Genomic DNA, 12839 nt, shown 5'->3' on the forward strand with positions numbered 1-12839 from the left:
TAGCAAAGCATAGGCAAAGTAAATCCCATTGCACAAAGCGAGTACAATAAAAAGATATGGCAACCCATGTTGAAGTAATAATTTACTCAACCATGTCAAAGATGCCCTTTTTCGATTACTTTTACGCATTATTACAATTAAATTTGAACTGCTTCACATTTTGTTATTTTATAGCAAAACTGACAAATAAAAAAGGCCAGTTTGTTAACTGGCCTTTTTTTAAATCTTTTTAAAGATTAGCGGTCGAATTTACGACGTGGTTTGTCATCAAAACTACGACGTGGGCGATCTTCACCACCGAAGCTACGTTTTGGACGATCTTCACCACCAAACGATGGACGTTCACCACGAGGTTTGTCATCAAAGCTACGACGTGGCTTATCATTAAAACCACCTTCGCGACGTGGACGATCTGAGTTGAACTCACGACGTGGACGATCTTCGCCACCAAATGACGGACGCTCACCACGTGGCTTGTCATCAAAACTACGACGTGGACGATCTTCACCACCGAAGCTACGTTTTGGACGATCACCAAAACCGCTTTCACGACGTGGTTTATAGTCTACACGGTTACCACGGTTGTCATCATTCGAGTCAAAACGCGGTTTATCATTGAAACCACCTTCACGACGTGGGCGATCTGAATTGAACTCGCGACGTGGACGGTCTTCAAAACCACCTTCACGACGTGGACGATCTGAATTGAACTCACGACGCGGACGATCTTCGCCACCGAATGGACGATCACCACGTGGCTTGTCATCAAAGCTACGACGTGGACGGTCATCACGACCACCTTCACGACGTTTGAAGTTGCTTTCGCCTTCAAAACGACGACCACCGCCAAAACCGCCACCACGACGACCATCACGGCCACCGCCATTGCCACCACGACCACGACCACCACCATCACGACCTGAACGAGCAGGAGGTGGAGATGGCTCTAAGCCTTCAATTTCAGAAACGCTTAAACGAGCTTCTAAGTATTCTTCAAGTGCACGAATCTTACCGCGTTCACGATAAGTCGCTAAAGTAATCGCTTGACCTGTACGACCAGCACGACCTGTACGACCAATACGGTGTACGTAGTCTTCGTGCTTCATCGGAAGACCAAAGTTAATTACGTGAGAAATAGTCGGTACGTCAAGACCACGAGCAGCAACGTCAGTTGCAACTAAGATCTTCGCACGGCCTTCACGGATACTACGTAAACGACGGTTACGCACTGTTTGTGGCATCGCACCGTGAAGTGCAACAACTGAATGACCTGCTTCTGCAAGTTCTTCAGCCAACATATCAGTGTCTTCTTGAGTGCTTGCAAAAACTACAGCTTGATCTAAGTTTTCATCACTTAACCAATGAGTAAGTAATTTTTTCTTATGCTCAAAGCCATCAGTCCAATGCAATGTTTGCGTAATATCTGTATTGGTTGAATGACCAGTTTCAATTGCGATACGCATTGGATCTTTCATCATGCATGCTGCAAGACGAATAATACGATCAGCAAATGTTGCAGAGAACATTAATGTTTGTTTACGGTTAGCCGCTAATTCGCTAATTGCTTCTAAGTCTTCAGAGAAGCCTAGGTCAAGCATACGGTCCGCTTCATCAACAATTAAAGCATCTACTTGGTCTAATTTAATTTGACGACGGTTTACCAAGTCAAGTAAACGACCCGGTGTTGCAACAACAACTTGCGCGCCTTTTAACTGTTGAATTTGTTTAGCAAATGGCATACCACCCATAATTGCAGCAATACGAACACCTTTCATGTGACGTACAAATGCAATTGCATCTTGGCTTACTTGTTGTGCTAATTCACGAGTAGGAGAAATAACCAAAATATTTGGTTGAGTTACTGCTTTCATGCGTTCTTTGAACGGAACGAAAGTTTCTTGACCAGCCAAGTTATTTAATGTCGGCAATAAGAAAGCTGCAGTTTTACCAGAACCAGTCTGGCTAGAAACTAAAAGGTCTTTACCTTCTAAAGCTGCAGGAATAGATTGTTCTTGCACAGGAGTCGGGGTAGTAAAACCTAAACCTTCAAGCGCTTGTTGTAAGGTTTCATGCAAAGAAAATTCGGCAAAAGTTTTGCTCATAGAGAGTTTCACCCTAATGGGTGCTCCATTTTTAATAAGTACAAAATAGACATCGGCACAAAGCGGCAAAGCAAAATTAGCTGAACCTTATTATTCAGCGGCAATCCGAGTAACGACGATGTGGATTAAACGCACGCTTGATTACGGCCGAACCTGAAGAATCGCTGAGCGATCGGGGCGCAAGAAATGGTCCTCTCTATGGACAGCGTGCGCTTACAATGAATAGAACAGAATGTTCAGGTAATGAACGGAAATTTAAGTGCGTGGGCGGATTATAGCAGAAAGAATTTAAAAGTCATGTGTTTTAATCAACTTTCTCGTTATTTCTATTATTATTTGTATTTTACCGATCATTAAAAAGTTAAAACCCTCTATAAAAAGAGGGTCTTAACAGAGAAACTATTTCTAAATTATTTTGCAGCTTTGTCCCAAGCAGGAACAACAGTTTGCATTAATGGCTTTAACATTTTAAGTGAACATGCGATCACTTGACCATTTTCAAGTGAATCATTGCCACCACGAGCATCAACAACTACACCGCCCGCTTCTTTAATAATAAGCTCACCAGCAGCGATGTCCCATGGTTTTAAACCAAGTTCAAAGAAACCATCGAAACGACCAGCAGCAACATAAGCCAAGTCTAGAGCAGCTGAACCACCACGACGGATTTGAGCACCCGCTTGAGTCACTGCTAATAATGATGCGAAATGTTGTTCTGCATAAGATACGATCTCACCAGCACGTTTAGCACGGTAAGGATGGCCTACTGCCAAGAATGTATTTTCTAAGCTATCTTTTACATTTACACGAATACGGCGTTGGTTCATAACCGCACCGCGACCGCGACTTGCAGAGAACAATTCGTCACGCACTGGGTCGTAAATTACGCCGTGCTGAGTAACACCTTTATGTTGAACTGCAATAGAAATACAGAAATGAGGGAAACCATTAATAAAGTTTTGCGTGCCATCAAGCGGGTCAATGACCCAGCACCAGTCTGCATCGTGGCCTTTGCCTTCTTGCATACCAAACTCTTCACCTAAGAAGCTATGGTTTTTATAACTTTTACGTAATGTATCAATCGTTAATTGTTCCAAATAACGATCTACACGTGTTACCGGGCCATCAATGCCTTTCTCTTCAACTTGCAAATCGAGTTTATGACGATTTTGATGCGCTTTTAAAAGCTCTTGACCAACTGTTTGAGCCGCACGCGCAGCCATAACCACCATAGGTTCCATTGAACACCCACTACAATACAAATTTGAAGATTTTGACAAAGAATAATGCATAAAAGCGCATACATTTTAGCAAATGAATGCGCTTTATGGGAAAAAATGTTTCAAATTTTTTGTGAAAGGCTTAAACGACCTGATTTTGCTTAAGCCAAGCTCTCTCAATTGAGTTCAAAATACCTTTCGTATCTAGACCACAATCTTGCAACATTTGATTATGTGAAGCCTGATGCAAGAATGAGTCTGGCAAACCTAAGTTAATGATAGGTTTAACAATTTGTTCTTGTGCCATAAACTCATTCACTGCACTACCTGCACCACCCATAATCGCATGTTCTTCAACTGTTACGAATAAATGAGTATGCTCAGCCAAGTCTCGAATGATTTGTTCATCAAGCGGTTTTACAAAGCGCATGTTTACCACACGCACACCAACATCATGTTTTTGTGCAAGTTGCTCACCAGCTTCTATAGCAACCATGACACGGCTACCAAACGCTAGAATTGTAATTTGCTCATCATTGTTTGCATTAATTTCTGCAACAATTTCAGCTTTACCTAATTCAAGGAGCACCATTTCTTTTTGAATTTCGACACCAACACCAGCACCACGTGGATAACGTACTGCGGCTGGGCCATTGTAGACATAAGCTGTATGGAGCATTTGACGACATTCATTTTCGTCTTTTGGCGCCATGATCACCATATTCGGGACAGTACGCATATAAGCATAGTCATAAGCACCAGCATGAGTTGGGCCGTCTTCACCCACTAAACCTGCACGGTCGATTCCGAAAGTTACATCAAGGTTTTGCAAGGCAACATCATGAATAAGCTGATCGTAACCGCGCTGCAAGAATGTTGAATAAATTGCAACAACAGGTTTGAGCCCTTCGCAAGCCATACCAGCCGCAAGTGTTACAGCATGCTGCTCTGCAATGGCGACATCAAAGAAACGCTGTGGAAATTGCTTGGCAAATTTAACCATGCCTGAGCCTTCACACATCGCAGGTGTGATCGCAAGCAGACGTTCATCTTGAGCAGCTTCATCACACAACCATTCACCAAATACATCGGAATACTTTGGTGGAGTTTTGCCACCTGAGGTAGCATTTATTTTACCAATCGCATGGTAAGTGATCGGGTCTGCTTCAGCAGGAGCAAATCCTTTTCCTTTCTTGGTATAAACGTGTACTAAACGCGGCCCTTTACGTTTTTTGAGCGCGTTAAAAACTTGAGCTAATTGAGTAACATCATGCCCATCAAATGGACCAAAATAGTCAAAACCAATTGCTTTAAATAAATTATCTGCTGCATCGGTTGCTGATTGGTGTAAGCGAGAGTTATAAGTCCATTTTGGGTGTGGCTGAATGTAAGCCTCACCATGTTCATCTACATTGACTAAATGACCCTTTTCCCAAATTGCAGCTAAATGCTTAGCGAAGCCACCTGTACTGCAAGAAATTGACATGTCATTGTCATTAAGGACAACAATCAAGTCAGCATCATGTGCAACAGCGTCGTTCATTGCTTCAAAAGCCATGCCCGCAGTCATTGCCCCATCACCCACAATACATACCACTTCACATGGGTCATTTTGATAGCGACGTGCAAGTGACATGCCCAAGCCAGCAGAAATAGCTGTCGATGAGTGCCCCACTCCGAAAGTATCAAAAACTGATTCTTCTCTGGCAGGGAAAGCTGCTAAACCATTTTTTGAACGGATAGTGGTAATTTGTTCGCGACGTCCAGTCAGGATTTTATGTGGGTATGCTTGATGTCCCACATCCCAAACTAAACGGTCATTTGGTGTATTAAAGCAATAATGCAGCGCAACCGTCAGCTCAACCACGCCGAGGTTAGCACCGAAATGGCCACCACTCTGGCCTGCTGCATATAAAATATATTGACGCAACTCATCAGCCACTTGAACCAGTTGGCTATGCTCGAGCTGACGTAATTGTTGAGGATGATCAATTGCATCTAACAATGGCGTAACAGGGCGTTGAGTTGGAATTTCGGTATACAACATATGTGGCAAAGCCTTTATAAGCCTGGCAAATCCTAAGCTGGGTCAAAATGGGTCGATCATACAATCGAATGAAGTCACCTTCAATCAGCCACATTTGCGAACGAGATCATGCAAAGCAGTCTCTCATACATTATGGGTATGGTTGGCAGATTATCCTGAATAATCTGACTATTTATCAACTATTATCGTCTTCTTTATACAAAAAAGAAAACCTTAGTGTGCAAAATGATTATGACAATTCGACCAATCTCCCAGCATTACGCTATACTTTAAACCGTTTTCGGTTAAAAGATGAGTTAATCTGTGCCTATAGAGTTCATTGCAACATCAAAACTCCCGACCGCTTTTGGTGAATTCAATATTTCTGTGTTTCAAGATCCAGCAACAGGTGAAGAACATGTGGCACTTTCTAAAGGGTTAGAAAATCCGCCAACAGGCCCTGTTTTAGTCCGTGTACATTCTGAATGTTTAACAGGTGATGCTTTTGCGTCATTGAAATGTGATTGTGGCCCACAATTGCAAGCGACTCAAAAACTCATCAATGAAGCAGGACAAGGCGTAATTCTATATTTACGCCAAGAAGGTCGTGGAATTGGATTAACGAATAAAATTCGTGCTTATGCCCTACAAGATCAGGGACACGATACAGTAGATGCCAATTTACTACTGAATTTACCTGCCGATGCACGTCGTTACGATATGTGTAGCATTATGCTTGATCACTTAAAAGTAAAAGAAGTGAAGTTAATTACCAATAATCCTTTGAAAATTCAGGCACTCAAAGATCAAGGTATTAACGTTGTAGACCGTGTACCGTTAACCGTAGGTCGTAATCCTTTTAATGAACAATATTTAAAAACCAAACGTGAAAGAATGGATCACCTTTATCAAAAAGATGATTTTTGATTTCAAGGGTAAAGTTTAAAAAACAATGTTTAAGGGATTTTTTCAAGATTTAGAAAAAATCCCTTACTTTTTTTATGGTTTTATGTTTTGATGTATTTAATTTATATCAATCATCTTTGAGGGTCATTATGCAACATCCGACTTCCACAGATATTCAACGTGTCCGCGAATTTCTCCTCGATTTACAAGCCCGTATTTGCGCTGGTTTAGAACAACAAGAAAAAGCTGGCGGTGGTACGGCAGAATTTATTATTGATGATTGGGAACGTCCAGAAGGCGGCGGCGGTCGCTCACGTGTGCTGCAAAATGGTACAGTGATCGAAAAAGGCGGCGTGATGTTTTCTCACATCAACATTAGCAAACTTCCTGCTTCTGCAACAGAACGTCACCCTCAAATTGCAGGTGCTAAAGCTCAAGCACTCGGTGTTTCTTTAGTTATTCACCCTAAAAACCCAAATATTCCAACCTCTCATGCAAATGTTCGTTTATTCGTTGCAGAACGTGAAGGACAAGATCCAATTTGGTGGTTTGGTGGTGGTTTTGACTTAACGCCATTTTATCCAGATGACCAAGATGTTTTAAATTGGCATCAAGCTGCTTATGACCTATGTAAACCTTTTGGCGACAATGTTTACAACGAACACAAGCAATGGTGTGATGACTACTTTTATTTAAAGCATCGCGACGAACAGCGCGGTGTCGGTGGTTTATTTTTTGATGACTTAAATTGCTGGGATTTCGAAACTTGCTTTAAATATATTCAAGCTGTAGGCAACGGTTATTTAAATGCCATTTTGCCAATTTTCGAAAAACACCGTGAACAACCTTATACCGAAGCTCAACGAGAATTTCAGCTTTATCGCCGAGGCAGATATGTTGAATATAACCTAGTGTATGACCGTGGTACTTTATTTGGTCTACAAACAGGTGGCCGTATCGAGTCTATTTTAGTCAGTCTTCCTAATTTAGCTGCATGGTCTTATCGTCCTGAATGGGATGAAGACTCACCAGAAAAACGTTTAACTGACTACTACTTAAAACCTCGTGATTGGTTAGGCTTAAAAGAAAAAGTCGCTTAATTTTTTGTTTTGGGGATTCTTTGGCTTCCACCCTAAAGAATCTCCTTTTTTATTTTTCAAGTTTTCTGACACTCTCCTAATATTTTTTCTTGTGCCAATTTGACTTATAGTGAGGCCTGCTGAATATTCAGTATAGGCTTTATTTGCTTCATGCCATTTTAAAATTTTGGATACAAGAATGACCAAACAGTTTGCAGTAATTGGCAACCCAATCGAACAATCACGCTCTCCTGAATTGCATCATGCTTTCGCTCAAAAAACAGGTGTTGATCTCGACTATCAAAAACGTCTTGCCCCTCTCGATAGCTTTGAATCAAGCATGCGCAGTTTCTTTGCAGAGGGCGGAAGTGGTATGAACGTTACCGTTCCGTTTAAAGAGCAAGCTTTTGCTTTATGTGATGTGTTAACTGAGCGTGCCCAAATTGCTAAAGCTGTAAATACGTTATGGATGGAAAATGGCAAATTGCATGGTGACAATACTGATGGTCAAGGCTTAGTTGCCGCAATTCAAGCATTAGAATGGAATCTTGAAAATACAACTATTTTAATTTTAGGGGCTGGTGGTGCAACTCGTGGTGTTATTTATCCACTGGTACAGGCTGGTGCTAAAAAGATTGTGATTGCAAATCGAACTCTGTCTCGTGCAGAGCAACTTGTAGATGACTTAAAAACAGCAGTTCCGCAAGCTCAACTACAAGCAATTTCCTTAAATGACTTAGACGGCGATTTTGATATTGTAATTAATGCGACTTCTGCAAGCCTTTCAGGCGATGCTTTACAGTTACCTGAAAAATTACAATTCAAACATGCTTATGAAATGGCTTATGGCAAGCCATCTAGTTTCTTAGATCAAGCGAAACAACGCAATGTGCCTTATGCAGAAGGTTTTGGCATGTTAGTAGGCCAAGCGATTGAAGCTTTTTATATCTGGAATGGTGTAAGGCCAGACTTAAAAGATTTCTTATAAACAAAAAAAGAACCTACTTTAAGTAGGTTCTTTTTTATCTCATTTACTATTTTTTAGCAGCGACCATTTGCTTATAAACATCTCGGAAAATTTCATAATCAATAAATTCATTATGTTCAGGTTTTAACTTCTGAATTGTTTTTTCCGTAAGCTGTTGTTTACGAGCGGCCACATAAACGTTCCCTAAAATATCAGCCGTTTCTGATAACAAATGTTTTTCTTCAGCAGAAACACCGTTTTGTTTTTCAAACTCTAACTGATACTGTTTTGAGAAAAGTTGGGCTGGCTGTTTATATTGCTTCTGTAATTTCTGCCAAGCTTCACGCCCTGCTTTACCTTGCATGGTCTCTATTACAATATGATCTACAGCACGACCTAACTCATGGTCAAACTGCTCATCTTGCTCAAGATGATGCTTTTTCTGTAAAGCTGTAATGCGTTCTAAGGCTTTTCCTTGAGGATTATAGGTATCTTCTTCTGAGAACCAGTAAGCATAAACCTCAGCAATTTCTTGTAGCTGTTGAACAGAGTAATACTTAATATATGACGGTTTTTCAGCAGTCAATTTGGCAATAAATACTGCTTTATAAGTTTTGTCATAGGCATGCGTTGCGTCATAGGTTTTATCTGCAAGTACAGCCAGATTTGCATCTAGATCTTGTACGTCACTATGCGTGCCTACTGGATGCTCTAACACATCACCTTGACCGAGTTTATCACCAAAGCCTTTAATAAAGTTTTCTAGCATAGAACCTTTACTTGCTTCAGCTACAGATTTAGCTTGTTTAAGCTGCTGCTGATCAATTGAGGTTGCTTTGCCATAGTTTAAAATTTGCATATCAGCTTTAATATTGAAGCTATGTTTAAACTCGGCTGGCGTGTAAGCAACATCATAAGCCATGTTCACTGCACGGCCTTTGTCATCTAAAGCCACATCAATCGTGATTGGATTTCTTTGCTTCGGTAAAGCTTGCTCAATCTCAGCTTTATGTTTTAACCATAAAGCTTTGAAAGTTTCATCATTGATAAACTGGTTTTGGTTATAAGCTTCAAACGTTTGTTTTAAAGCGTCTCGGCGAGACTTAGTTTGAACTTTTTCAGCACTTGCAGCGCTCTGGTCTAGCACATCAATGCCATAAACTTGGCAATAATTAATATCACCTAAAGCAACAGGTTTCTTCAGTGTTTTTAATTCAATACATTGATCTTCAGTGAGAGTTACAACCTCTTCAGCTTGTGCATCTTGTACACCATCTGCAGCAGCTTCTTCACTGGCATCTTCGTCTTCAGAAGCCGATGCATCTGCAGCTTCAGGAGCTTGCGCCGCCGCACTTAAATTATCTTCACCTTCATCATCTGATGAAAGAGCGCCATCAAAGTGTGCGTTGATTAAACTATATAGTTCCTGACTTACAGCAGCAGCATCATCGGAAGAAACTTTTTGTTCTTCCTTATTAGCCGCTCCTTTTTTTGCTTCAGAAGCAGCAAGCTCAGTTGCTACCTTTTCTGCCATCTTTTCATTATCGAAGCCTAAAACACTTTTTTGAAGGTATTTATCATTGACCTGACCATACAGCTCAACTTCTAGAAGTAACTCTTCAATCGTAGTTTTCAAACGAATTTTATCAACAGCCCCAGCCTTACGATCACTATCTGTCAGAGATACACGTTGTAAGTTTTGCGGGTCAGCCAAACGATATGACACTGCACTAGAAGCTTTAAGATATTCAACAAACTTCTTCATATCGACATTTTTAAAGAAGTCTTTGTACTTTGAAAAATCAATGTAAGTTAAATTGTTTTGATTTTCTTTATTGACTAAATACGGCATTAAACCAAAGTAATTTACATAAAACTTATAATTTTCTAAATCAAGCACCATTGGCAATTTTGCCTGGACCAATAGCGTTGGCTTTTCATATCTGGCAGTTAGGTTAAATGAACCCATTTTCTGACGATAATGAATTGAGCCGTCATAGCTAAATTGAAGATCATTTAATAAATTAATTAATACGGCATTTACTTTGTCAGAACGTGCTGATGAGGTCAGTCCCAAATCACCTTGTTCATTTGCAATAGCCGCATAGAGGGTTTGTTTCTGTGCTTTACTTAAGCCAACCTTTTGCTCACGTAGGTACTGATCAACTTTCTTTTGTAATTCAGCATCAAGCTTAGGTGTATTTTCAGCTTTTGAATTTTGCTTTATTTGTGATGGATCAACCGTAACTTTAAAGTTTCCGCGATAATCATAACTTGGATATTCATACATCGCGTTAACGCTTTGAATAGCTTTTTGCTCTAAATTCGCAGATGCCAATTGCGGACGCACACTGTGTTGCGCACACGCCGTCAAGCCCAAACTAAATAAACATAAACTGAGATATTTTAAATGCATAACCTTTTTTAAAACCTTATCGCTTTATCTTTTCAGCAAAACTTGCTAAAAATAAAAAATTAGTTGTTTTTTCACATAAAAGTATAAGACCTGACTTTATCAGAAAATATAATTTACGGTGTATTTATTTTCGACAAAATTCGCTTTTCTGACATTCTTTTCGGGTGTGATTAACATTGTATTTTTATCATGCGAGTGAATAATCAAATCATCGATTGAGATAATCCCACAATGATTCAAAATTAGGATTAAAGCCATGCCAGCATATAAAGCTCCCCTACACGATATCCGCTTCTTAATGAATGAAGTACTAGATTATCCTGCTCACTATAAAACTTTATCAAATGGTGAAAGTGCAGATCCAGATACTGTAGATATGATTCTTGAAGGTGCGGCAGATTATTGTGAAAACGTACTGTCACCACTTAACCAATCTGGCGATGAAGAAGGTTGCCATTTTGACAACGGCGAAGTAAAAACGCCAAAAGGTTTTAAAGAAGCTTATGACCAGTTCGTAATGGGTGGCTGGCAAGGGCTTTCTTATCCTGAAGAGTTTGGTGGTCAAGGCCTACCAATGTCTCTAAACCTGATTAAATCAGAGATGATGGGTACTGCAAACTGGTCATTTACCATGTATCCAGGATTAAGCTCAGGTTGTATGAACACGATTTTGCAATTCGGTACAGATGAGCAAAAACAAACGTATATGCCTAAACTTGTTGAAGGTACATGGAGCGGCACAATGTGCTTAACCGAACCTCAATGTGGTACAGACTTAGGCCAAGTAAAAACTAAAGCTGAACCTCAAGCTGACGGTACTTACAAACTCACGGGTACAAAAATCTTTATTTCTGCCGGTGAACACGATTTAACTGAAAACATTATTCACATCGTACTTGCTCGCCTTCCAGATGCGCCAGCAGGTACACGTGGTATCTCATTGTTTATCGTACCTAAATTCATGCCTACAGCAGATGGCGGTGTTGGTGAACGCAATACCGTAACTTGTGGTTCAATCGAACACAAAATGGGTATTCGTGCTTCTGCAACAGCTGTACTCAACTTTGATAATGCAACAGGTTATCTAATTGGTGAAGTAAACAAAGGTTTACATGCAATGTTTACCTTCATGAACACAGCGCGTATCGGTACTGCAGTTCAAGGTATTGCACATGCTGAGTTATCTTTCCAAGGTGCTCTTCCATATGCTAAAGACCGTATGTCTATGCGTGCGCTTTCTGGTAAGAAAGATCCAGATAAAGTTGCTGATGCAATCATTCACCACGCAGACGTACGCCGTATGCTTTTAACTCAAAAAGCGATCGCTGAAGGCGGTCGTGCAATGATTTACTATGCTGCGCAAATTGCTGACAAAATGACAGATGCGTTAACACGTGGTGATCAAGCTGCTTTTGAAGACTACGATGACAAACTTGGTTTCTATACACCGATCTTAAAAGGTTTCTTAACTGAACTTGGTTTAGAAGCAGCCAACCACGGTATGCAAGTTTACGGTGGTCATGGTTATATTAAAGAATGGGGTATGGAGCAAATCGCACGTGATGCACGTATTGCGACCCTATACGAAGGAACAACTGGTGTTCAAGCACTCGACTTAATTGGTCGTAAAGTGTTGTTAAGTTCAAAAGGTAAAGTAGTACGTGAATACACTGCTGAAATCTTAAAATTCTGTGCTGCTCACGCACGTAATAAATACTTACGTCGTTTTGCTTGGGACTTAACTAAGCTTTGTGCTCAGTGGAACACGTTAACAGTTCGTATCATGCTTGCTGCACGTAAAGACCGCGACATCGTGTCTTCTGCTTCTGTAGATTTCTTAATGTTCTCAGGCTATGTCATGATGGCTTACTTCTGGGCTCAACAAGCTGTGATTGCTTCTGAAAAATTAGAAGCTGGCAACGGTCAAGAAACTGCTGAATTCTATAAAGCAAAAATTAAAGTTGCTGATTTCTACTTCGACCGTTTATTGCCACGTGCACAAGGTCATGCAGAATCGATGGTAACTACATCTCGCACACTTACTTCATTACCAGTTGAACACTTTAGCTTCGACTACTAATGATTTGTAAATACTAAAATTAAAAGAGCGCAATTTATATTGC

The 12839-nt window shown here is 40.5% G+C and carries 8 protein-coding genes; 4 read left to right on the forward strand and 4 right to left on the reverse strand.

The features are described from left to right. Positions 1 to 236: 236 nt before the first annotated feature. The 3 genes from ACLCEG_RS09915 to dxs all read right to left on the reverse strand — a co-directional run bounded on the left by ACLCEG_RS09915 (position 237) and on the right by dxs (position 5369). A complete protein-coding gene (locus ACLCEG_RS09915) occupies positions 237 to 2102 on the reverse strand; it encodes a DEAD/DEAH box helicase (protein ID WP_039253555.1) in 1866 nt (621 codons plus the stop codon). Between the two features lie 410 nt (positions 2103 to 2512). Beyond that, positions 2513 to 3343, reverse strand: a complete 831-nt coding sequence (locus ACLCEG_RS09920) for an inositol monophosphatase family protein (protein WP_019457801.1) — start codon at positions 3341 to 3343, stop codon at positions 2513 to 2515. Between the two features lie 121 nt (positions 3344 to 3464). Continuing rightward, positions 3465 to 5369: a 1-deoxy-D-xylulose-5-phosphate synthase gene (gene dxs / locus ACLCEG_RS09925; protein ID WP_410567343.1), complete on the reverse strand. Its 1905-nt coding sequence runs from the start codon at positions 5367 to 5369 to the stop codon at positions 3465 to 3467. 303 nt (positions 5370 to 5672) lie between these two features. On the opposite strand from dxs, the gene ribA reads away from it, so the two are divergent. The 3 genes from ribA to aroE all read left to right on the forward strand — a co-directional run bounded on the left by ribA (position 5673) and on the right by aroE (position 8321). Beyond that, entirely contained in the window at positions 5673 to 6275 is a 603-nt protein-coding gene (ribA, locus tag ACLCEG_RS09930) for a GTP cyclohydrolase II (protein WP_001121170.1), read from the forward strand. Positions 6276 to 6403: 128 nt separating this feature from the next. Continuing rightward, positions 6404 to 7354, forward strand: coding sequence for an oxygen-dependent coproporphyrinogen oxidase (gene hemF, locus ACLCEG_RS09935; RefSeq protein ID WP_019457803.1), 951 nt, complete (start codon positions 6404 to 6406; stop codon positions 7352 to 7354). Positions 7355 to 7532: 178 nt separating this feature from the next. Beyond that, complete coding sequence (aroE, locus tag ACLCEG_RS09940) at positions 7533 to 8321, forward strand: shikimate dehydrogenase (RefSeq protein ID WP_410567345.1); 789 nt, start codon at positions 7533 to 7535, stop codon at positions 8319 to 8321. 46 nt (positions 8322 to 8367) lie between these two features. On the opposite strand, the gene ACLCEG_RS09945 is transcribed toward aroE, so the two are convergent. Next, the gene (locus ACLCEG_RS09945) at positions 8368 to 10716 is read right to left on the reverse strand and encodes a hypothetical protein (protein WP_410567347.1); all 2349 of its coding nucleotides are present in this window, start codon (positions 10714 to 10716) and stop codon (positions 8368 to 8370) included. Positions 10717 to 10972: 256 nt separating this feature from the next. Between ACLCEG_RS09945 and ACLCEG_RS09950 the strand changes: the two genes are divergently transcribed. Continuing rightward, on the forward strand, positions 10973 to 12796 hold the full coding sequence (locus tag ACLCEG_RS09950; protein ID WP_077168962.1) for an acyl-CoA dehydrogenase C-terminal domain-containing protein: 1824 nt from the start codon (positions 10973 to 10975) through the stop codon (positions 12794 to 12796). Positions 12797 to 12839 lie beyond the last annotated feature (43 nt).

Source organism: Acinetobacter sp. H1(2024), from assembly GCF_046557555.1.
GTDB classification, from domain to species: Bacteria; Pseudomonadota; Gammaproteobacteria; order Pseudomonadales; family Moraxellaceae; genus Acinetobacter; species Acinetobacter seifertii.